This window comes from Kocuria sp. KH4, from assembly GCF_053711175.1.
In genome coordinates, this window is the sequence record NZ_JBSJYX010000017.1 from 24,549 (window position 1) to 46,320 (window position 21,772).

Genomic DNA, 21,772 nt, shown 5'->3' on the forward strand with positions numbered 1-21,772 from the left:
GGGCGCCGTCCGCCGCCGAGACCACGAACGGAAAAGAGTTGCTATGTTGCGTTGGCTCACGGCCGGCGAGTCCCACGGCGAGGCGCTCGTCGGGATCATCGAGGGCGTGCCGGCAGGAGTGTCCCTGACCAGTCAGGACATCCGCGACGCCCTGGCCCGGCGCCGCCTCGGCTACGGGCGCGGGGCCCGGATGAAGTTCGAGCAGGACGAGGTGCGCCTGCTCGCCGGGGTGCGCCACGGCGTGACCCAGGGCGGGCCGGTGGCGATCGAGATCGCCAACACCGAGTGGCCCAAGTGGCGCGACGTCATGTCGGCCGACCCGGTGGACCCGGCGGTGCTGGACGGACGCGCCCGCAACGCGCCCCTGACCCGCCCCCGTCCCGGCCACGCCGACCTCACCGGGATGCAGAAGTACGGCTTCGACGAGGCCCGCCCCGTCCTGGAGCGGGCCAGCGCCCGCGAGACCGCCACCCGGGTGGCCCTGGGCACGGTGGCCGCGAAGCTGCTCGAGGCCCTCGGGGTGCAGCTCGTCTCCCACACGACCGCGGTCGGGGCGGTGAGCGCCCCGGTGGACGCCCCCCGGCCGCTGCCCGCCGACGTGGCCGCCCTCGACGCCGACCCGCTGCGCTGCCACGACCGCGCCACCGCGGAGGCGATGGTGGCGGCCGTGGACGCCGCGCACAAGCAGGGCGAGACCCTCGGGGGCGTCGTGGAGGTCCTCGCCTACGGCCTGCCGCCCGGACTGGGCTCCTACGTGCACTGGGACCGCCGGCTGGACTCGCGCCTGGCCGCGGCGCTCATGGGCATCCAGGCGATCAAGGGCGTGGAGGTCGGGGACGGCTTCCTGACCGCCGCGCGGCCCGGCTCCGCGGCCCACGACGAGATCTCCCGCGGCGCCGACGGGCTCGTGCGCCGGGTGAGCAACCGGGCGGGCGGGATCGAGGGCGGCATGTCGATCGGCGACGTGCTGCGGGTGCGGGCGGCCATGAAGCCCATCGCCACCGTGCCCAAGGCCCTGCGCACCGTCGACGTCGCCACCGGCGAGGCGGCCCGCGCCCACCACCAGCGCTCCGACGTCTGCGCCGTGCCCGCCGCCGGCGTCGTGGCCGAGGCGATGGTCGCCCTCGTCCTCGCCGACGCCGTGACGGAGAAGTTCGGCGGGGACTCCGTCGCCGAGCTGGTCCGCAACAAGGACGCCTACCTCGCCGCGATCCCCGGGTCCCTCGCCTCCGCCGGGGAGCTCGGCGTCCTCGGCGACGACGTGGCCGCGACCGCCGGGGACCACATGGGCGACCCCCTGGTCGCCCCGGCCGAGGCGCCCGCCGACCCCGCCGCGGGCGCCGAGGGAGGGCGTGCGTGAACGCGCAGTTCCCCGCCCCGGCCGACGCCGCTGCGGCGCCGCAGCGGCCCGTGGTCCTGATCGGGCCCATGGCCGCCGGCAAGTCGTTCCTGGCCCTGCACATGTCCAAGTTCTACGGCTACGACTTCGTGGACGCGGACCAGCTGATCGTCTCCCGCCACGGGGTGATCTCGACGATCTTCCAGCAGCACGGCGAGAAGTACTTCCGCGACCTGGAGGCGGACACCGTCGCGGAGGTGCTGCGCGACCCCGACCATGCCAACGCGATCTTCTCCGTGGGCGGCGGCGCCCCCCTGACCCCGTCGGTGCGGCAGATGCTGCGCACCGAGCTCGTGGCCTACCTCGAGGTGGACGCCGAGACGGTGCTGCCCCGGATCAGCGGCAACCGCACCCGTCCCATGCTCCAGCCCGACCCGGAGCGGCGCTGGCAGGAGCTCTACGAGTCCCGGCGCGCCTGCTACGAGGAGCTCGCCGACATCCGGCTCGACGGCACCGGCAACCGCCCCGTCGCCGAGATCGGCGCCGACCTCGAGGAGGCCATCGTCCGGCTGCGCGCCCAGCGCGCCGACGGGGGCGCCCCCGCGGCCGACCGGCCCGGCACCGACCGGCCCGGCACCGACCGGCCCGGCACCGACCGACCCGGCACCGACCGACCCGACATCGACCAGGAGGCCCAGGCATGAGCGAGCCCGCTCCCGGCACCGTCACGACCATCCCCGTCACCGGCACCGGCCCGGCCGACGACTACGACGTCCTCGTGGGCCACGGCCTGCTCGGGCAGGTCCCCGAGGTGCTGGGGGACCGGGTCCAGCGGGTGCTCGTGATCCACCCGCGGGCGCTGCGCAGCACCGGCGACGTGGTGATGGAGGAGCTGCGCGCCCAGGGCTACCAGGCCTTCACCGCCGAGATCCCCGACGCCGAGGAGGGCAAGCACATCCAGGTGGCGTCCTTCTGCTGGCAGGTCCTGGGCCGCAACGACTTCACCCGCTCCGACGCGATCGTGTCCGTGGGCGGGGGAGCGGTCTCCGACCTCGCCGGCTTCGTGGCCGCGACCTGGCTGCGCGGCGTGCGCGTGGTGCACGTGCCCACGACCCTGCTGGGCATGGTCGACGCCGCCGTCGGGGGCAAGACCGGCATCAACACCGCCGAGGGCAAGAACCTCGTGGGCGCCTTCCACCCGCCCGCGGCCGTGCTCTGCGACCTCGACACGCTCCGGACGCTGCCGGAGAACGAGCTGCTCACCGGCATGGCCGAGGTGGTCAAGTGCGGCTTCATCGCCGACGAGCGGATCCTGGAGCTGATCGAGGCGAACCCGCAGGCGGTGCGGGACGGGCAGTCCGCGGTGGTCCGCGAGCTCGTGGAGCGCGCGGTCCGGGTCAAGGCGGAGGTCGTCTCCGGGGACCTGCGCGAGACCGGACGCCGCGAGATGCTCAACTACGGCCACACCCTCGGCCACGCCATCGAGCACAACGAGCGCTACCAGTGGCGCCACGGCGCGGCCGTGGCGGTCGGGATGGTCTTCGCCGCCGAGCTCGCCCGCACCGCCGGCACCCTCGCCGACGACGTCGTCGAGCGCCACCGCAGCATCCTGGGCGCCCTAGGCCTGCCCACCACCTACCGGTGGGACCAGTGGCCGCGGCTGCTGGAGGTCATGAAGCGGGACAAGAAGACCCGGGGCAGCCTGCTCCGGTTCGTGGTGCTGGACGCCGTGTCCCGGCCCCGGATCCTCGAGGTCCCGGACCAGGCGATCCTCTTCGCGACCTACCAGGAGATCGCCGAGGGCGCGCCCCGCTAGACTGGTCGGCGGTCCGGGGCGACATCCTCCGGCCCCACCGACCCGCCGACCGCGCGGACCGTCCGGCACCGCCGGGACGACCCCGTCCGAACGGCCCCATCCGAACGACACCACCCGAACGACGCGGACCGACCGACGCGGACCGAACCAGAGAGAGAACCTGTGGCTACCACCAACGACATCAAGAACGGCACCGTGCTCAAGCTCGAGGGCAACCTGTGGAACGTCATCGAGTTCCAGCACGTCAAGCCGGGCAAGGGCGGGGCGTTCGTGCGCACCAAGCTGCGCAACGTGACCTCCGGCAAGGTGGTCGACAAGACCTTCAACGCCGGCGCCAAGGTCGAGACGGCCACCGTGGACCGCAGCGAGTACCAGTACCTGTACCAGGACGGCGCCGACTACGTCTTCATGGACAACAAGACCTACGACCAGATCACCGTCCCCGGTGAGGTCGTCGGCGACGCCGCGAACTTCATGCTGGAGAACCTCAACGCGACGATCGCCATGCACGAGGGCGCCCCGCTCTACATCGAGCTGCCCCCGTCCGTGGTCCTGGAGATCACCTACACCGAGCCGGGCCTGCAGGGCGACCGCTCCACCGGCGGCACCAAGCCCGCCACCGTGGAGACCGGCTACCAGATCCAGGTGCCCCTGTTCCTCGAGCAGGGCACGAAGGTCAAGGTCGACACCCGCACGGGTGACTACCTCGGCCGCGTCAACGAGTGAGCGCCCGGGGCAAGGCGCGCCGCCGCGCCGTGGAGATCCTCTTCGAGGCCGAGCAGCGCGGGGAGGACGCCCGTGAGGTCATGGAGCGGCGCCGGCTGCACAGCGACGCGCTCGTCTCCCCGTACGCCGAGGAGCTGGTGCTCGGGGTGACCGTGCGCCGCGGCGAGCTCGACGAGTACCTCGAGACCTACTCCCAGGGCTGGACGCTGGAGCGGATGCCCGCCGTGGACCGCAACGTCCTGCGCGTGGGGGCCTGGGAGCTGCTGTTCAACGACGACGTCCCCGACGGCGTCGCCGTGGCCGAGTCCGTGAGCCTGGCCAAGGACCTCGGCGGGGACGACTCCCCGCGCTTCGTCAACGGCCTGCTCGGCCGGCTGCAGAAGATGAAGCCGACCCTGCTCGGCTGAAGCCGGCTCCCGCCGACACCCCGTCCCGCCCGGGCCCCCGGGCGGGACGGGGTGTCCGTCGTCGGGGGGCCGGACCGCCTTCGGGCGGGACGGGCCCGCCCGCACCGCCGGGCCGGTCCGGCGACGTGATCCTGCCCACGTCGGGGCCTGTGGGCGGGGGCGGACGGCCCGCCGGGCCCGGTGCGCTGTGCTAGTTTGGGGCGAGCAAGCAACCTTTAAGTCCGTCCTGTGAGGCGGGGAAGGAGGCGGCACCCATGAACGACGACACCCCCGCGGCCGGTCCCTCGACGGGACCCTCGCCCGCGCGCGTCATCCTCTCGGCAGCCGACATCGACCGCGCGCTCACGCGCATCGCCCACGAGATCCTCGAGGCCAACAAGGGCAGCTCGGAGCTCGTCCTGCTCGGCATCCCGCGCCGCGGCTATCCGCTGGCCCAGCGGATCGCGGCCAAGATCGCCGCGACCGACCCCGGCTTCGACGCCGCCGCCAGCCTCGGCCAGCTCGACGTGACGATGTTCCGCGACGACCTGCGCAAGAACCCCGCCCGCGCCCCGCAGCCCACCCGCATCCCCGTGCAGGGCATCGACGGGCGCACCGTGGTGCTCGTCGACGACGTGCTCTACTCCGGGCGCACCGTGCGCGCCGCCCTCGACGCCCTCGTGGACGTCGGCCGGCCCCGCGTGGTGCGCCTCGCCGTGCTGGTGGACCGCGGCCACCGGGAGCTGCCCATCCGCGCCGACCACGTGGGCAAGAACCTGCCCACGTCCTCCCAGGAGAAGGTCCGGGTCCGCCTCGCCGAGACCGACCCCGACCCGCGCCCGGCCGAGCACGCCGACTGCGTGGTCATCGAGACCCCCGCGCCGGCGGTCCGCGCATGAGGCACCTGCTGTCCACCCGGGACCTCTCCCGCGCCGCCGCCCTGACCGTGCTCGACACCGCCGACCAGATGGCCGAGGTGGGCCACCGGTCGGTGAAGAAGCTGCCGGCGCTGCGCGGGCGCACCGTGGTCAACCTCTTCTTCGAGGACTCGACCCGCACCCGGATCTCCTTCGAGACGGCCGCCAAGCGGCTCTCCGCGGACGTCATCAACTTCTCCGCCAAGGGCTCCTCCGTCTCCAAGGGCGAGTCGCTGAAGGACACCGCCCAGACGCTGGCGGCGATGAGCGCCGACGCGGTGGTCATCCGGCACTCGGCCTCCGGCTCCCCGCAGCAGCTGGCCGCCTCGGACTGGATCGACGCCGCGGTGGTCAACGCCGGCGACGGCACGCACGAGCACCCCACCCAGGCCCTGCTCGACGCCATGACGCTGCGCCAGCACCGGGCCCGCACCGAGGGCCGGGAGAGCACCCGCGGGCTCGACCTCGAGGGCATGCACGTGGTGATCGTCGGCGACGTGCTGCACTCCCGCGTCGCCCGCTCCGACCTGTGGCTGTTCACCACCCTCGGCGCCCGGGTCACGTTCGTCGCCCCGCCCACGCTGCTGCCGGTGGGCATCGCCGACTGGCCGTGCGAGGTCGTCTACTCCCTCGACCAGGCGCTGGACCCGGCCCCGGACGCGGTGATGATGCTGCGCGTGCAGCGCGAGCGGATGCACGCCGCCTTCTTCCCCACCGCCCAGGAGTACGCCCGCGAGTGGGGGCTGACCCCCGAGCGCGTCGCGGCCCTGGACGCCGCCGGGGCGCCGACGGCGATCATGCACCCGGGGCCGATGAACCGCGGCCTGGAGATTTCCTCCGCCGCGGCCGACTCCCCGCGCTCCACGGTGCTGGACCAGGTCCGCAACGGCGTCTCCGTGCGGATGTCGGTGCTCTACCTGCTGCTGGCCGGCGACGACCTCGACGCCCCCTCCACCCCCGCATCCCCAGGAGTTCTCATCCCATGACCTCGTACCTCATCCAGGGCGCCCGGCCGTACGGCGAGCAGCCGGCCGACCTCCTCGTCGAGGACGGCCTGATCCGGCGCGTGGGACCCGGCTCCGCCGCCCCGGACGACGCGCAGGTCGTCGACGGCACCGGGCTGGTGGCCCTGCCCGGGCTCGTGGACATCCACACCCACCTGCGCGAGCCCGGCCGCGAGGACGCCGAGACGGTGCAGACGGGCACCCGGGCCGCCGCGCTGGGCGGCTACACCGCCGTGTTCGCCATGGCCAACTCCGACCCCGTGGCCGACACCGCCGGGGTCGTCGAGCAGGTCCACGAGCTGGGCCGGGCCGCCGGCTGGGTGGACGTGCGGCCGGTCGGGGCCGTGACCGTGGGCCTGCAGGGCGAGCGGCTGTCGGAGATCAAGGCGATGGCCGACTCCCGCGCCGCGGTGCGGGTCTTCTCCGACGACGGCATGTGCGTGCACGACCCCGTGCTGATGCGCCGGGCCCTGGAGTACGTGAAGGGCTTCGACGGCGTCGTGGCCCAGCACGCGCAGGAGCCGCGGCTCACGGAGGGCGCCCAGATGAACGAGGGCGCCGTCTCCGCCGAGCTGGGGCTGACCGGCTGGCCGGCCGTCGCCGAGGAGGCCATCATCGCCCGCGACGTGCTGCTCGCCGAGCACGTGGGCTCCCGGGTGCACATCTGCCACCTCTCCACCAAGGGCTCGGTGGACATCGTGCGCTGGGCCAAGCAGCGCGGCATCGACGTCACCGCCGAGGCCACCCCCCACCACCTGCTGCTCACCGACGAGCGGGTCCGCAGCTTCGACCCCGTCTTCAAGGTCAACCCGCCGCTGCGCACCGACGAGGACGTGCACGCGCTGCGGGCGGCCGTGGCCGACGGCACCATCGACGTCATCGGCACCGACCACGCCCCCCACCCGGCCGAGGACAAGGAGTGCGAGTGGTCGTGCGCGGCCAACGGCATGACCGGGCTGGAGACCGCCCTGTCCGTGGTGCAGCACACCCTCGTGGACACCGGCCTGCTCACCTGGCGCGACGTCGCCCGGATCACCTCCGCGACCCCGGCCCGGATCGGGCGCCTGACCGACCAGGGCCGGCCCCTCGCGGAGGGCGAGCCGGCGAACCTCGTGCTGTGGGACCCGGCGGCGACCACCGTGGTCGACCCGGCCCGGCACGCCTCCAAGGGCCGCAACAGCCCGTACCGCGGGATGGAGCTGCCCGGCGCCGTGCGCGCCACCTTCTTCCGCGGCCACCCCACGGTCCTGGACGGCGCGCTGAACAGCCCCTCGCCGCGCGCCTGAGCCACCCCGCCCACCCCCCCCCCCCACCGCCCGGAGGCCCCCGCCCCATGGACCAGCTCACCACCGTGCTCGGCACGCTGCTCCTGCTCGCCGTGCTGTTCGCCCTGATCCGCCGGGGCTGGACCGGGCGCGTGCGACGACAGGCCGGGATCGCGGCGCCGCCGGCCCCGCCGGACGGCGCCGAGGAGCGCGAGCCCCGGCTGGCGGTGCCGGGGATGTACGTGGCCACCACGCACACCGGCGCCCCGCTCGAGCGGATCGCCGCCCACGGGCTGGGCGTGCGCTGCCGGGCGCGGGCCCTCGTCCTGGACGAGGGCGTGCTCCTCGAGCGGCAGGGCGCGGCCCCGCTGTTCGTGCCGGCCGCCGACGTCGTGGCCGTGGGCACCTCCTCCGGCATGGTCGGGAAGTTCGTCGAGAAGGACGGACTCGCCGTGCTGACCTGGTCGCTGGGCGGCACGGTGGTGGACACCGGCTTCCGCACCCAGCGCGCCGAGGACAAGCGGCGCCTGCTCGCCGAGGTGGAGGCGATCGCCCCGGCAGCACGCTCCTGACCCCCCGCGGCCCGCCCGCGGCCGCCCCTCCGACTTCCCGACCCGCAGACACGAACGTGAGGACGACCTTGAGCTCGATCACCACCGAACCCGCCGTACTGGTGCTGGAGGACGGCCGCGTCTTCCGCGGCCGCGCCTACGGCGCCCTCGGCACCGCCCTCGGCGAGGCGGTCTTCTCCACCGGCATGACCGGTTACCAGGAGACCATCACCGACCCCTCCTACGCCGGCCAGCTGGTCGTGCAGACCGCCCCGCACATCGGCAACACCGGCGTCAACGCCGCCGACGCCGAGTCCCGCCGGATCTGGGTGTCCGGCTACGTGGTCCGCGACGCCGCCCGCCGCCCGTCGAACTGGCGCGCCGAGGGCTCCCTCGACGAGCAGCTGCGCGGCCAGGGCGTCGTCGGCATCCAGGACGTCGACACCCGGGCGGTCACCCGCCACCTGCGCGACCGCGGCGCCATGCGCGGCGGCATCTTCTCCGGGGACGCCGCCCGCCGGCCCGAGGCCGAGCTCGTGGCCGCGGTCGCCGCCGCCGAGCGGATGGAGGGGCGCCGCCTCGCCGAGACCGTCTCGGTGGCGGAGGCCTACGTGGTGGAGCCCGCCGAGCACGGCTGGGAGGGGGAGGTCCGGCACGAGCTCGTGGCCGTGGACCTCGGCATCAAGTCCATGACCCCGCACCGGTTCGCCGAGCGGGGCGTGCGCGTGCACGTGGTGCCGGCGGACACCACCTTCGAGCAGATCCGGGCCCTGGGCCCGCGCGGGGTGTTCTTCTCCAACGGCCCCGGCGACCCGGCCACCGCCGAGCGGCAGGTGGAGACCCTGCGCCAGGTGCTGCGCGCCGGGATCCCGTTCTTCGGCATCTGCTTCGGCAACCAGCTGCTGGGCCGGGCCCTGGGCTTCGGCACCTACAAGCTCGCCTTCGGCCACCGCGGGATCAACCAGCCGGTGCTCGACCGCTGGACCGGACGCGTGGAGATCACCGCGCACAACCACGGCTTCGCCGTGGACGCCCCGCTCGAGGGCCCGGTCACGGCGCCGCTGGAGGAGTTCGGGCGCGTGGAGGTCAGCCACGTGTGCCTCAACGACGACGTGGTGGAGGGCCTGAACTGCCGCGACCTGCCGGCGTTCTCGGTGCAGTACCACCCCGAGGCCGCCGCCGGCCCGCACGACGCCTCCTACCTCTTCGGCCGGTTCATCGAGCTCATGGACAGCCACCGGGACGGCCGCGCCGACCCGACCATCGACAACGCCGTCCCCGGCGGCGCGCAGGGCGCGCGGCCGGACCGGGACGCCAGCACGGAAGGGCAGCACTGAGATGCCGCGCAGGACAGATCTGAACAGCGTTCTGGTGATCGGCTCGGGGCCGATCGTCATCGGCCAGGCCGCGGAGTTCGACTACTCGGGCACGCAGGCGCTGCGGGTGCTCCGGGAGGAGGGCCTGCGGGTCATCCTCGTGAACTCCAACCCGGCGACCATCATGACCGACCCGGAGTTCGCCGACGCGACCTACGTGGAGCCGATCACCCCGGAGGTGGTCGAGAAGATCATCGCCAAGGAGCGCCCGGACGCGCTGCTGCCGACCCTCGGCGGGCAGACCGCGCTGAACACCGCGATCGCCCTCGACGCCAACGGCGTGCTCGAGAAGTACGGGGTCGAGCTGATCGGCGCCAACGTCGAGGCGATCAACCTCGGCGAGGACCGCGAGAAGTTCAAGGGCGTCGTGGAGCGCTGCGGCGCCGAGTCCGCCCGCTCGGTCATCGTGCACTCGATGGCCGAGGCCCTCGCCGCGGCCGACGAGCTCGGCTACCCCATGGTCGTGCGCCCGTCCTTCACCATGGGCGGGCTCGGCTCGGGCATGGCCTACGACGAGGAGGACCTGCACCGCATCGCCGGCGCCGGCATCCAGTACAGCCCCACCTCCGAGGTGCTCCTGGAGGAGTCCATCCTCGGCTGGAAGGAGTACGAGCTGGAGATGATGCGCGACAAGCACGACAACGTCGTGGTCGTGTGCTCCATCGAGAACTTCGACCCCGTGGGCGTGCACACCGGCGACTCCATCACCGTGGCCCCGGCCATGACGCTGACCGACCGGGAGTACCAGAACCTGCGCGACATCGCGATCGCCGTGATCCGCGAGGTGGGGGTGGACACCGGCGGGTGCAACATCCAGTTCGCGATCGAGCCGGACACCGGCCGCGTGGTGGTCATCGAGATGAACCCGCGGGTCTCCCGCTCCTCGGCCCTGGCCTCCAAGGCCACCGGCTTCCCGATCGCCAAGATCGCCACGAAGCTGTCGCTGGGCTACACCCTGGACGAGATCCCCAACGACATCACCCGCAAGACCCCGGCGTCCTTCGAGCCGACGCTGGACTACGTCGTCGTGAAGGTCCCCCGCTTCGCGTTCGAGAAGTTCCCCGCGGCGGACCCCACGCTGACGACCACCATGAAGTCGGTGGGCGAGGCCATGGCGATCGGACGCAACTTCACCGAGGCCCTGCAGAAGGCCATGCGCTCCCTGGAGCAGAAGGGCTCCGCGTTCTCCTTCGTGCGCCCCGAGCTCGACGCCGCCGGCCTGGACCGCCTGGTCGAGGCCGCCCGCACCCCGACCACCGAGCGGATCCGGCAGGTCCAGCAGGCGCTGCTGGCCGGGGCGTCCGTGGAGCGGCTCTACGAGGCCACCGGCATCGACCCCTGGTTCCTCGACCAGCTGGTGCTGCTCAACGAGGTCGCCGCCGCGGTGGTCGAGGACGGCGACCTGAGCGAGCGCACCCTGCGCCTGGCCAAGCGGCACGGCTTCTCCGACGGGCAGATCGGCGAGCTGGCCCACCTGGACGAGGCCGTGGTCCGCGGGGTGCGCCACGCCCTGGGCATCCGCCCGGTGTTCAAGACCGTGGACACCTGCGCGGCGGAGTTCGAGGCGTTCACCCCCTACCACTACTCCTCCTACGACGAGGAGTCGGAGGTCGGCCGGCACGAGCAGCCCTCGATCATGATCCTGGGCTCGGGCCCGAACCGGATCGGGCAGGGCATCGAGTTCGACTACTCCTGCGTGCACGCCTCGATGGCCCTGCGCGCCGCCGGGCACGAGACGGTGATGGTCAACTGCAACCCGGAGACCGTCTCCACCGACTACGACGTCTCCACCCGGCTGTACTTCGAGCCGCTGACCTTCGAGGACGTCATGGAGGTCGTGGAGACCGAGCGGCGCACCGGCGGACTGCTCGGGGTGTTCGTGCAGCTGGGCGGGCAGACCCCGCTGAAGCTGGCCGCCCAGCTCAAGGCCGCGGGCGTGCCCATCCTGGGCACCACCCCGGAGGCCATCGACCTGGCCGAGGACCGCGGCGAGTTCGCCCGGGTGCTCGCGGAGGCCGGGCTGCGCCAGCCGAAGAACGGCACCGCCTCGACGTTCGAGGACGCCAAGCGGATCGCCGACGAGATCGGCTACCCGGTGCTCGTGCGCCCCTCCTACGTGCTCGGCGGGCGCGGCATGGAGATCGTCTACGACGAGCCGGCCCTGGCCCGGTACCTGCAGAACGCCACGGAGGTCTCCTCCGCCCGGCCCGCGCTGATCGACAAGTTCCTCGAGGACGCGATCGAGATCGACGTGGACGCCCTCTACGACGGCGAGGAGCTCTACGTCGGCGGCGTCATGGAGCACATCGAGGAGGCCGGGATCCACTCCGGGGACTCCGCGTGCACCCTGCCCTCGATCACGCTGGGCCCGGACGTCGTGGCCCGGGTGCGCGAGGCCACCCTGGCCATCGCCCGGGGTGTGGGCGTGCGCGGGCTCATCAACATCCAGTTCGCCGTGGCCTCCGACGTCCTCTACGTCATCGAGGCCAACCCGCGCGCCTCCCGCACGGTCCCGTTCGTCTCCAAGGCCACGGGCGTGCAGCTGGCCAAGGCCGCCGCCCTGATCGGCACCGGCACGACCGTCGCCGAGCTGCGCGCCGGGGGGCACCTGCCGGAGCGGCTGGACGGGTCCACCCTGCCGGCCTCGGCCCCGGTGGCCGTGAAGGAGGCCGTGCTGCCCTTCGCCCGGTTCCGCACCGCCGAGGGCGCCGTGGTGGACTCCCTGCTCGGGCCGGAGATGCGCTCCACCGGCGAGGTCATGGGCCTGGACAAGTACTTCGACACGGCCTTCGCCAAGGCGCAGGCCGGGGCCAACGTGTCCCTGCCGACGTCGGGGCGGATGTTCGTCTCCGTGGCGAACAAGGACAAGCGCTCCTCGATCGCCTACGTGCGGATGTTCCGCGACCTCGGCTTCGAGATCCTGGCCACCAGCGGCACGGCGCAGGTGCTGCGGCGCAACGGCATCGAGTCCACCGTGGTCCGCAAGATCAGCGAGACGGCCCCCGGGGAGCGCACCATCGTGGACCTCATCGGGGACGGGGAGATCGACCTGATCTTCAACACCCCCGCCGGCGGCGCCGCGCGCGGCGACGGCTACGAGATCCGGGCGGCGGCCACGAGCGTGGGCATCCCGCTGATGACGACCGTCTCCGTGCTCGGGGCCGCCCTCCAGGCGGTCACGGCGCTGCGGTCCTACGCGTGGGACGTGACCAGCCTGCAGGAGCACGAGCAGCGGCTGCACGCCCTCACCGCCCCGGTCCAGCCCGAGGTCGTCGGTGCCTGAGCACCCGGGCGCGCGGCTCCCGGCGCCCGGCCGCGCCCCGTTCGGGGCGCGGCTGGCCCGGGCGATGGACGCCCACGGCCCGCTGTGCGTGGGCATCGACCCGCACCCGGGGCTGCTCGCGGCGTGGGGGCTGCCCCGCACCGCGGAGGGGCTGCGCCGCTTCTCCCTGACGGTGCTCGAGGCCGCCGCCGGCCGGGCCGCGGCCGTGAAGCCGCAGGTGGCCCTGTACGAGTCCTACGGGGCGGCCGGCTTCGCCGTGCTCGAGGAGCTGCTGGGCCAGGCCCGCGCCGCGGGGCTGCTCACGGTGGCCGACGCCAAGCGCGGGGACATCGGCTCCACGATGGAGGCCTACGCCGCCGCGTGGCTGGAGGACGGGTCCCCGCTCGCGGCGGACGCCGTGACGCTCAGCCCCTACCTCGGCTTCGAGTCGCTGCGCCCGGCCCTGGACCTGGCCGCGCGCACGGGCCGCGGCACGTTCGTGCTCGCGCTCACCTCCAACCCGGAGGGCCGCTCCGTGCAGCACGTCGGGGGCGCCGGGTCCGTGGCCCGGGCCGTGTGCTCGGCGGCCGCGGCGGAGAACGCCCGGGTGCTCGACGGCGCGGGCCCCGGGGGCGACCCCGGAACGGACCCCGCCGCGGCGGGCCGGGCCGCGCTGGGCCCGTGCGGGCTGGTCGTGGGCGCCACGGTCGGCGACGCCCTGGCGGAGCTGGGCATCGACCTGGCCGGGCTCCGCGGTCCGCTGCTGGCCCCCGGCTACGGGGCCCAGGGCGCCCGCGCCGAGGACCTCCCGGCGGTGTTCGGCGCCGCCGCCGGGCAGGTCCTGGCGACCTCGAGCCGGGCGATCCTGGGCCGCGGCCCGGCCGTGCCCGCCCTGCGGGAGGCCGTCGAGCGCTCCGCGGGCGAGCTGGCGGCGGCCCTGGGCTGAGCGGCGGCGCCCCTCCGCCCCCGGCGCGCCCCGCGGCGGGGGCGGAGGGGGCGACACCCCTGGTCACGCCACGGTCGTGTCGTCTTGCGATGGATTGATAATCATGTAGTTTCTTTAGCAAACGGGCTGGCCGTCCTGCTGCGGGACGGAGGCTGCAGTCCGTGGCGACGAGGAGGAACCACATGGCACTGCGTCCGCTGACCGACGAGGAGCGAGCCGCCGCGCGGGAGAAGGCCACCCAGGCGCGCACGGTGCGCGCCGACGTCAAGAAGGGCCTGCGCGAACGCCGGACCACGGTGGCCCAGATCCTCGAGCGGGCCGACCAGGAGGAGGCGGTGAGCCGGCTGAAGGTCTCGGACCTGCTCGAGTCCACCCCGGGGATCGGGAAGGTCCGCTCGGCCGCCATCATGGAGGAGATCGGCATCGCCCGCACCCGGCGGCTGCGCGGGCTCGGCGTGCACCAGCGCCGGGCGCTCATCGAGTACCTCGACCGCTGAGCCCGCCCGGCGGGCGGCCGGGGGACGGGCGCGGGGGGACGGGCGCGGGGGGACGGGCGCGATCCGGTAGATTGGGGTGTTCCCCACCCCGTTCCCAGGAGGTTTCCCGTGACTGCCGACGCGCCCCGTCCCGCGCGCCCGTCCCTGACCGTGCTCGCCGGACCCACGGCGGTGGGCAAGGGCACGGTCTCGACCTACGTCCGGGACCACTACCCGCAGGTGTGGCTGTCCGTGTCGGCGACCACCCGCGCTCCGCGCCCGGGGGAGGTCGACGGGGTGCACTACTTCTTCGTCTCGAACGAGCAGTTCGACGCCCTCGAGCGCGACGGGCAGCTGCTCGAGTGGGCGGTGGTGCACAACTCCCACCGCTACGGCACGCTGCGCTCCAGCGTGGAGGAGGCGCTGGCGGGCGGGCGGAGCGTGCTGCTGGAGATCGACCTGCAGGGGGCGCGCCAGGTCCGCAGCACCATGCCGGAGGCCACCTTCGTGTTCCTGGCCCCGCCCAGCTGGGACGAGATGGTGGCCCGGCTGGTCGGCCGGGGCACCGAGACGCCCGAGGAACAGCGGGTCCGGCTCGAAACCGCTAAACTGGAGCTCGCGGCAGAGCCGGAGTTCGACCACACCGTCGTCAACGACAGCGTCGAGCGGGCCGCCGCCGAACTCGTGCAGCTCATGGGGGCCGACCCCGAGCAGGCATCCTGACACCCGTCCACCGCGTTTGGAGCAACAGCTTGTCTACCCACACCGAAGGCATCATCAACCCGCCGATCGACGCCCTGCTGAAGAAGTCCGACTCCAAGTACGGGCTCGTGATCTTCGGCGCCCGGCGGGCCCGGCAGATCAATGCCTACTACTCGCAGCTGCACGAGGGGCTGTTCGAGTACGTCGGTCCGCTCGTCGACACCCAGCTCAACGAGAAGCCGCTGTCCATCTCCTTCCGCGAGATCGACGCGGGCCTGATCGAGGGCCGCCCGGTCGAGCACGCCGGCTTCGCCGAGAACGGCCAGCTCACCACGGAGGCGGACCTCGCCGCCGACGTCTTCGGCGCCGACTTCTTCGCCCAGGGCACGGAGGACGACTTCTCCGCCGGGGCGGCGTTCTCCGACGAGGCGACCGTGGACTTCTCCGCGGCGGACTCCGGCACCCCGCTCGAGCCGCTGGGCGACCTGCCCGGCAGCGGCGAGGACAACCCGGTCAACGGCGCCGGTGACGCCGCCGACGCCGCCCCGGAGGAGCCGGGGCGCGAGCCCGGGGACCTGCGGGACCTGTGAGCCGTCCCCGGCCCGTCCGGCGGGGCGGCACGGCGTGAAGGTCGTCCTCGGCATCGGCGGGGGCATCGCCGCCTACAAGGCCGCGCTGCTGCTGCGGCTGTTCACGGAGGGCGGCCACACGGTCGTGCCCGTGCCCACCGAGTCCGCGCTGCGGTTCGTGGGCGCCCCCACCTGGGAGGCCCTGTCCGGCCAGCGCGTCAGCACGGGGGTGTTCGAGCGGGTGGACGAGGTCAACCACGTCCACCAGGGGCAGAGCGCCGACCTCGTCGTCGTCGCCCCCGCGACCGCCGACCTGCTCGCGCGCGCGGCGCACGGCCTGGCCGACGACCTGCTGACCACCACGCTGCTGGCCACCCGGGCCCCGGTGCTCTTCGCCCCGGCGATGCACACCGAGATGTGGCTCAACCCCGCCGTGCGGGCCAACGTGGCGACCCTGCGCGCCCACGGGCACACCGTCCTGGAGCCCGCCGTGGGCCGGCTGACCGGGGCGGACTCCGGGCCCGGCCGGCTGCCCGAGCCGGAGGACATCCACGCCGCCGCCCTGCGCCTGGCCGGGCGCGGGCCGGCCCCCGACGGGCCGCTGGCGGGAGCCCGGGTGCTCGTCAGCGCCGGGGGCACCCGCGAGCCGCTGGACCCGGTCCGCTTCCTCGGCAACCGCTCCTCCGGCAAGCAGGGCGTGGCGATCGCCGCCGCCGCCCGCGACGCCGGGGCGGAGGTGACCCTGGTGGCCGCCCACCTCGAGACCCCGGTCCCGGCCGGGGTGGAGGTCGTGGCCGCCGGGACCGCCGAGCAGCTGCGCCGGGCCTGCGTGCGGGCGGCCGCGCGGGCCGACGTGGTCGTGATGGCCGCCGCGGTGGCCGACTACCGCCCGGCCCGGGTGGCCGACGCGAAGCTGAAGAAGGCCGAGGACGGCTCCGACCCGGTGCTCCAGCTGGTGCGCAACCCCGACGTCCTGCGCGAGCTCGTGGACCTGCGCAACACCGCCCGGCGCCGCCAGCTGCTCGTGGGCTTCGCCGCCGAGACCGGCGACGCCGAGACCGACCCGCTGACGTTCGGGCGCTGGAAGCTCGCGCGCAAGGGCTGCGACCTGCTGGCCGTCAACCACGTGGGCGAGAACCTCGTCTTCGGCCAGGACACCACCAGCCTCACGGTGCTCAGCGCCGCCGGGGGCCCGGAGCAGGTGCTCGAGGGCCCGAAGGACGAGGTCGCCCGCGGTCTCGTGCAGCGGATCGCGCAGGAGCTGGCCGGGGTCCGCGGCTGACCCGCCCGCGCCCCGCCCCGCCGTGTCCCGGCGGGGCGGGGCGTCCGGGCCGTGCGGTCCGGGCTGTGCCGTCCGGGGCGGACGGTAGTGTGGTCTCCCGTGAGCGAGACGACCCAGCACCTGAGACTGTTCACCTCCGAGTCCGTCACGGAGGGCCACCCCGACAAGATCTGCGACCAGATCAGCGACTCGATCCTCGACGACCTGCTGCGCCAGGACCCGGAGTCCTCCGTGGCGGTCGAGACGATGGTGACCACCGGGCTGGTGCACGTGGCCGGGGAGGTGAAGACCCGCGGCTACGTGGAGATCCCCAACGTGGTGCGCAAGACGCTGCTGGACATCGGCTACAACTCCTCGGTGCACGGCTTCGACGGGGAGTTCTGCGGGGTGTCCATCAGCGTGGGCGAGCAGTCGCCGGAGATCTACGAGGGCGTCTTCCAGTCCCTCGAGGTCCGTGAGGGCACCGCCCGCGACGCCCGCGACGCCCAGGGCGCCGGGGACCAGGGCATCATGTTCGGCTACGCCTCCGACGAGACCGAGGTGCTGATGCCCGCGCCGATCTTCATCGCCCACCGCCTGTCCGAGCAGCTCACCCGGGTCCGCAAGAGCGCGGTGCTGCCCGGTCTGCGCCCCGACGGCAAGACCCAGGTCACCCTCGGCTACGACGGCCACCGCCCGGTCGCGGTGGACACCGTGGTGGTCTCCGCCCAGCACGTGGAGGGCTACGACCTCGGCCAGCTGGCCTCGGACCTGCGCCAGTGCGTGATCGGGCCCGTGCTCGAGGAGACCGGCCTGGACCTGTCCGCGACCCAGCTGATCATCAACCCGGCCGGCAACTTCGTGCGCGGCGGTCCGGTGGGCGACGCCGGGCTGACCGGGCGCAAGATCATCGTGGACACCTACGGGGGGATGGCCCGCCACGGCGGCGGGGCCTTCTCCGGCAAGGACCCCTCGAAGGTCGACCGCTCCGCGGCCTACGCGATGCGCTGGGTCGCGAAGAACGTCGTGGCCGCGGGTCTCGCCGACCGCGTGGAGGTGCAGGTGGCCTACGCCATCGGGCGGGCCGCCCCGGTGGGGCTCTACGTGGAGACCTTCGGCACCGAGCACGTCGACCCGCTGCGGATCGAGCGGGCGGTGCACGAGGTCTTCGACCTGCGCCCGCTGGCGATCATCGAGGACCTCGACCTCAAGCGCCCGATCTACGCGCGCACCGCCGCGCACGGGCACTTCGGGCGCACCGAGCCCGAGTTCACCTGGGAGCGCACCGACCGCGTCGCGGACCTGCGGTCGGCCGCCGGGCTCTGAGCATGACCCGGGAGGACGCCGGGGCCGCCGCGGAGGCCCCGCGGCAGCTGTCGCTCCTCTCGGGCTTCCCGCCGCGCCCGCCGCGCCCGGACACCAAGGGCGTGGGCGCGGCGTTGCTGGCCGATCCCGACCCCGTGGCGCGGGTGCTGCTGGACACCCACGTCCCGCACCTGGACCGGCCCTTCGACTACGCCGTGCCCGCCGAGCTGGCGGACACGGCCGTGCCCGGGGCCCGGGTCAAGGTCGGCTTCGCGGGCCAGGAGCTGACCGGCTACGTGCTCGAGCGGGTCGCCGACTCCGAGGTGATGGCCCGGATCCAGCCCCTGCGCCGGGTGCTGTCCCCGCTGCCCGTGCTGAGCCCCGGGATCGCCCGGCTCGCCGAGGACGTCGCCGCGCGCGCGGCCGGCAGCACGGCCGACGTCGTGCGGCTGGCGGTCCCGCCGCGGGTGGCCCGGGTGGAGAAGGAGGTCGAGCAGCGCCTGGCCGAGGCGCCGGGGCACTCGACCGGCCTGTCCCCGCACGTGCCCGGGCCCTCCCACGACGCCGCCCTGGCCGACTACGCGGGCGGGCCCGAGTTCCTGGCCGAGCTCGGCGCCGGGGGCGCCCCGCGCGCCGTCGTGGAGGTGCTGCCCGCCCACCCCGCCCACGACTGGACGGACGTGCTGGCCGCCGCGATCGGCGCCGCCTGGCGGGCCGGCCGCGGGGCGGTGGCGGTCGTGGCCGACCAGAAGGCGCTGGCCCGGCTGGAGCGCTCGGTCGTGGACGAGATCGGGGCCGAGCACCTGGTGCGCCTGCACGCGGAGGACGGGCCCACCCCGCGCTACCGGGCGTTCCTCGCCGCCGCCACCGGCCAGGTCCGGGTGGTCTTGGGCACCCGCTCCGCCGCCTACGCGCCCGTGGACGACCTCGGCCTCGTGGCCTGCTTCGACGACGGCGACGAGAACCTCGTGGAGCAGCGCGCCCCCTACCAGCACGTGCGCGACGTGCTGCTGCTGCGGGCCGGGCGCAGCGGGTGCGCGGCCCTCTTCGCCGGGCACGCCGTCAGCCCCGAGGCCCAGCGGCTGGTGGTCTCCGGCTGGGCCCGGCGGCTGGCCCCCGCCCGGGAGGCGCTGCGGGTGCACATGCCGCGGATCGTCTCGACCGCCGACTCCTACCACGCCGCCCGGGACCCGCTGGCGTCCCGCGCCCGGCTGCCCGAGGCGGCCTACCGGGCGGCCCGGGAGGGGCTGGAGCGGGGCCCCGTCCTGGTGCAGGTGGCCCGCGCCGGCTACGCCCCCCACCTGGCCTGCGAGCGCTGCCGCGAGCCGGCCCGGTGCACCGCCTGCGACGGCCCGCTCGGGGTGGTGTCCCGGCGCGGGGTGCCCCGCTGCGGGTGGTGCGGGCGCTCGGCGCACTCCTGGGCCTGCGCCGCGTGCGGGTCCCGGCGGATGCGCCTGGTCACCGTCGGGGCGCTGCGCACCGCGGAGGAGCTGGGGCGGGCCTTTCCCCAGGTGCCGGTCGTGGCGTCCTCGGGGGAGGCGGTGCGCGCGGAGGTGCCGGGCAGCCCGGCCCTGGTGGTGGCCACCCCGGGGGCGGAGCCGGTGGCGGAGGGCGGCTACGCGGCGGCGCTGCTGCTGGACGGCAACCAGATGCTGATGCGTCCGGCGCTGCGCGCGGCGGAGCAGACGCTGCGCCGGTGGTGCAACGCCGCGGCGCTGGTGCGCCGGGCCCGGGACGGCGGGGTCGTGGTGGTCACCGCCGAGCACGAGAGCGCCGTGGGGGCGTTCGTGCGCTGGGACCCGGCCGGGTACGCCGAGCGCGAGCTGGTGGAGCGCCAGGCCCTCGGGCTGCCCCCGGCGGTGCGCTCGGCGGCGCTGACGGGCCCGGCGGCGGCGGTCGCGGCGTTCCTGGCCGAGCTCGGGCTGCCGCCGGCGGTGCGCGTGATCGGGCCCGCCCCGCTGGAGGACCACGGGCCCGGCCCGGACGGGGAGCCGGCCCCGCACCGGGCGCTGCTGTTCTTCGGCTACGGCGTGGCCGCGGAGGTGACCCGGCGGCTGCGCGCGGTCCGGGCGCAGGCCTCCGCGCTGCGCAAGCACCCGCCGGTGCACGTGCGCTGCGACGTCACCGACCTGCTCTAGCCGGGCGCGCACCGCCCGGGACCGCCTGCGGCCCGTGCCCGTCCGAACCCCACCCGCGGGCCCGGGCCCGCTCCGGCGCCGGCCGGCTCCCCGGAGCGCTCCCGCCGCCCGGACCGGCACCGGCCCGTTCCCGGCGTCCGGGCCGCCACGGCCCCGGGGGTCTTGGCCTGCGCCCGCCGGTGTGGTGGGGTGGGACCGAGCGGCGGCGCCGCCGCCGTCGTCGACCGGGGAGGTCACCGTGGGAGAAGAGGTCCGGTCCCGCAGCTACACGCGCGACGAGCGCCAGCGCTACCGGGAGAAGGTGCGGCAGGACCTCGACGTGTTCGAGCTCATGCTGCACCGCAGCTCCTTCGAGTTCGACCGGCCCATGACGGGGCTGGAGATCGAGCTGAACCTCGTCGACGAGCACTTCGAGCCGTCCTTCCACAACGCCGAGGTCCTCGCCGCGATCGCCGACCCCGGCTACCAGACCGAGCTCGCCCGCTACAACATCGAGCTCAACGTGCCCCCGCGCCCGCTGCCCGGCCGGGCCGCGCTCGAGCTCGAGGAGGAGCTGCGCGCCTCGCTCAACGCCGCCGACGCCCGCGCCCGGGAGACCGGCTCGCGGATCATGGCCATCGGGATCCTCCCGACGCTGCGGCCGGAGCACTACGAACGGGAGTGGATCAGCGCCAACAACCGCTACAGCGCGCTCAACGACTCGATCTTCGTGGCCCGCGGCGAGGACATCCGCCTGGACCTGGACGGACCCGACGGGGAGCGGCTGGACGCCTACTGCGACTCGATCGCCCCCGAGTCGGCGTGCACCAGCGTCCAGCTGCACCTGCAGGTCGCCCCCACAGACTTCGCCGCCCACTGGAACGCCGCGCAGGCGCTCTCCGCGGTGCAGGTCGCCCTCGCCGCGAACAGCCCGTTCTTCTTCGGCCGGCGCCTGCACGCGGAGACCCGGATCGCGCTGTTCCAGCAGGCCACCGACACCCGGCCGGTCGAGCTGAAGAACCAGGGGGTGCGGCCGCGGGTGTTCTTCGGCGAGCGCTGGATCACCTCGATCTTCGACCTGTTCGAGGAGAACGTCCGGTACTTCCCGGCGCTGCTGGCCGACTGCTCCGACGAGGACCCCGCCGCCGAGCTGGCGGCGGGACGGGCCCCGCGCCTGGCCGAGCTGCGGCTGCACAACGGGACGGTCTACCGGTGGAACCGCCCGATCTACGACGTCGTCGGCGGCGTGCCGCACCTGCGGGTGGAGAACCGGGTGCTGCCGGCCGGACCGACGATCGCCGACGTGCTGGCCAACGCCGCGTTCTACTACGGGGCGGTGCGCGTCCTGGCCCGGCAGGAGCGCCCGGTGTGGACGCGGATGAGCTTCGCCGCCTGTGCGGAGAACTTCGAGCGCGCCGCCCGGGACGGCATCGACGCCCGCCTGTACTGGCCCGGCTTCGGGGAGCTGAGCGTCGACGAGCTCGTGCTGCGCCACCTGCTGCCCCTGGCGCACCAGGGCCTGGAGGAGTGGGGCGTGGCCCCGGAGGTCCGGGAGCGCTACCTCGGCATCGTGGAGGCCCGGTGCGTGGCCGGGGTCAACGGGGCGACCTGGCAGACGCAGGCGGTCCGGCGCCTCGAGGCCCGCGGCGCCGACCGGCCCACCGCGCTGCGCGACATGCTCGCCCACTACGCCCGGCACATGGCCGACAACGACCCCGTGCACACCTGGCCGCTGCCCTGAGCCCGGCCGCCGG

Annotated in this window: 19 protein-coding genes; all 19 read left to right on the forward strand. The window is 74.6% G+C overall.

Annotated features, from left to right (window positions below):
- Positions 1–43: 43 nt before the first annotated feature.
- The 19 genes from aroC to ACWCOM_RS12735 all read left to right on the forward strand — a co-directional run bounded on the left by aroC (position 44) and on the right by ACWCOM_RS12735 (position 21,759).
- Positions 44–1,360 carry a chorismate synthase gene (gene aroC, locus ACWCOM_RS12645; protein ID WP_454549091.1) on the forward strand — a complete coding sequence of 439 codons (1,317 nt, stop codon included), beginning with the start codon at positions 44–46 and terminating at the stop codon, positions 1,358–1,360.
- Entirely contained in the window at positions 1,357–2,043 is a 687-nt protein-coding gene (locus tag ACWCOM_RS12650) for a shikimate kinase (protein ID WP_454549092.1), read from the forward strand. Before aroC ends, ACWCOM_RS12650 begins: the two co-directional genes overlap by 4 nt.
- On the forward strand, positions 2,040–3,155 hold the full coding sequence (aroB, locus tag ACWCOM_RS12655) for a 3-dehydroquinate synthase (protein WP_454549093.1): 1,116 nt from the start codon (positions 2,040–2,042) through the stop codon (positions 3,153–3,155). The genes ACWCOM_RS12650 and aroB overlap by 4 nt, the downstream gene beginning before the upstream one ends.
- 162 nt (positions 3,156–3,317) lie before the next feature.
- Complete coding sequence (gene efp / locus ACWCOM_RS12660; RefSeq protein WP_454549094.1) at positions 3,318–3,881, forward strand: elongation factor P; 564 nt, start codon at positions 3,318–3,320, stop codon at positions 3,879–3,881.
- A complete protein-coding gene (gene nusB / locus ACWCOM_RS12665; protein ID WP_454549095.1) occupies positions 3,878–4,288 on the forward strand; it encodes a transcription antitermination factor NusB in 411 nt (136 codons plus the stop codon). Before efp ends, nusB begins: the two co-directional genes overlap by 4 nt.
- Positions 4,289–4,542: 254 nt before the next feature.
- Positions 4,543–5,166, forward strand: a complete 624-nt coding sequence (pyrR, locus tag ACWCOM_RS12670) for a bifunctional pyr operon transcriptional regulator/uracil phosphoribosyltransferase PyrR (RefSeq protein WP_454549096.1) — start codon at positions 4,543–4,545, stop codon at positions 5,164–5,166.
- Complete coding sequence (locus tag ACWCOM_RS12675; protein WP_454549097.1) at positions 5,163–6,170, forward strand: aspartate carbamoyltransferase catalytic subunit; 1,008 nt, start codon at positions 5,163–5,165, stop codon at positions 6,168–6,170. Before pyrR ends, ACWCOM_RS12675 begins: the two co-directional genes overlap by 4 nt.
- Positions 6,167–7,474, forward strand: coding sequence for a dihydroorotase (locus ACWCOM_RS12680; protein ID WP_454549098.1), 1,308 nt, complete (start codon positions 6,167–6,169; stop codon positions 7,472–7,474). Before ACWCOM_RS12675 ends, ACWCOM_RS12680 begins: the two co-directional genes overlap by 4 nt.
- 47 nt (positions 7,475–7,521) lie before the next feature.
- Positions 7,522–8,025, forward strand: a complete 504-nt coding sequence (locus tag ACWCOM_RS12685; protein WP_454549099.1) for a PH-like domain-containing protein — start codon at positions 7,522–7,524, stop codon at positions 8,023–8,025.
- 68 nt (positions 8,026–8,093) lie between these two features.
- Positions 8,094–9,341, forward strand: a complete 1,248-nt coding sequence (gene carA, locus ACWCOM_RS12690; RefSeq protein ID WP_454549100.1) for a glutamine-hydrolyzing carbamoyl-phosphate synthase small subunit — start codon at positions 8,094–8,096, stop codon at positions 9,339–9,341.
- Position 9,342: 1 nt separating this feature from the next.
- On the forward strand, positions 9,343–12,663 hold the full coding sequence (gene carB, locus ACWCOM_RS12695; protein WP_454549101.1) for a carbamoyl-phosphate synthase large subunit: 3,321 nt from the start codon (positions 9,343–9,345) through the stop codon (positions 12,661–12,663).
- Positions 12,656–13,588 (forward strand): orotidine-5'-phosphate decarboxylase, encoded by a 933-nt coding sequence (pyrF, locus tag ACWCOM_RS12700; protein ID WP_454549102.1) that lies wholly within the window; start codon positions 12,656–12,658, stop codon positions 13,586–13,588. The genes carB and pyrF overlap by 8 nt, the downstream gene beginning before the upstream one ends.
- A gap of 182 nt (positions 13,589–13,770) precedes the next feature.
- Entirely contained in the window at positions 13,771–14,085 is a 315-nt protein-coding gene (gene mihF / locus ACWCOM_RS12705) for an integration host factor, actinobacterial type (protein ID WP_454549103.1), read from the forward strand.
- 108 nt (positions 14,086–14,193) lie between these two features.
- A complete protein-coding gene (gene gmk / locus ACWCOM_RS12710) occupies positions 14,194–14,787 on the forward strand; it encodes a guanylate kinase (protein WP_454549104.1) in 594 nt (197 codons plus the stop codon).
- Positions 14,788–14,816: 29 nt separating this feature from the next.
- Positions 14,817–15,356, forward strand: coding sequence for a DNA-directed RNA polymerase subunit omega (gene rpoZ, locus ACWCOM_RS12715; protein ID WP_454549105.1), 540 nt, complete (start codon positions 14,817–14,819; stop codon positions 15,354–15,356).
- Positions 15,357–15,390: 34 nt separating this feature from the next.
- On the forward strand, positions 15,391–16,617 hold the full coding sequence (gene coaBC / locus ACWCOM_RS12720; RefSeq protein ID WP_454549106.1) for a bifunctional phosphopantothenoylcysteine decarboxylase/phosphopantothenate--cysteine ligase CoaBC: 1,227 nt from the start codon (positions 15,391–15,393) through the stop codon (positions 16,615–16,617).
- A 99-nt stretch (positions 16,618–16,716) separates the two neighbouring features.
- Positions 16,717–17,922 carry a methionine adenosyltransferase gene (gene metK / locus ACWCOM_RS12725; RefSeq protein ID WP_454549107.1) on the forward strand — a complete coding sequence of 402 codons (1,206 nt, stop codon included), beginning with the start codon at positions 16,717–16,719 and terminating at the stop codon, positions 17,920–17,922.
- 2 nt (positions 17,923–17,924) lie between these two features.
- A complete protein-coding gene (locus tag ACWCOM_RS12730) occupies positions 17,925–20,039 on the forward strand; it encodes a primosomal protein N' (protein ID WP_454549108.1) in 2,115 nt (704 codons plus the stop codon).
- A 238-nt stretch (positions 20,040–20,277) separates the two neighbouring features.
- Complete coding sequence (locus ACWCOM_RS12735) at positions 20,278–21,759, forward strand: glutamate-cysteine ligase family protein (protein ID WP_454549109.1); 1,482 nt, start codon at positions 20,278–20,280, stop codon at positions 21,757–21,759.
- Positions 21,760–21,772: the final 13 nt, after the last annotated feature.

Excerpts from the sequence above, each read along its gene's own strand:
- pyrR (WP_454549096.1), top strand. The coding sequence starts at position 4,543 with ATGAACGACGACACCCCCGCGGCCGGTCCCTCGACGGGACCCTCGCCC.
- aroB (WP_454549093.1), top strand. The coding sequence starts at position 2,040 with ATGAGCGAGCCCGCTCCCGGCACCGTCACGACCATCCCCGTCACCGGC.
- carB (WP_454549101.1), top strand. The coding sequence starts at position 9,343 with ATGCCGCGCAGGACAGATCTGAACAGCGTTCTGGTGATCGGCTCGGGG.
- aroC (WP_454549091.1), top strand. The coding sequence starts at position 44 with ATGTTGCGTTGGCTCACGGCCGGCGAGTCCCACGGCGAGGCGCTCGTC.
- ACWCOM_RS12680 (WP_454549098.1), top strand. The coding sequence starts at position 6,167 with ATGACCTCGTACCTCATCCAGGGCGCCCGGCCGTACGGCGAGCAGCCG.
- ACWCOM_RS12685 (WP_454549099.1), top strand. The coding sequence starts at position 7,522 with ATGGACCAGCTCACCACCGTGCTCGGCACGCTGCTCCTGCTCGCCGTG.
- ACWCOM_RS12730 (WP_454549108.1), top strand. The coding sequence starts at position 17,925 with ATGACCCGGGAGGACGCCGGGGCCGCCGCGGAGGCCCCGCGGCAGCTG.
- ACWCOM_RS12675 (WP_454549097.1), top strand. The coding sequence starts at position 5,163 with ATGAGGCACCTGCTGTCCACCCGGGACCTCTCCCGCGCCGCCGCCCTG.
- mihF (WP_454549103.1), top strand. The coding sequence starts at position 13,771 with ATGGCACTGCGTCCGCTGACCGACGAGGAGCGAGCCGCCGCGCGGGAG.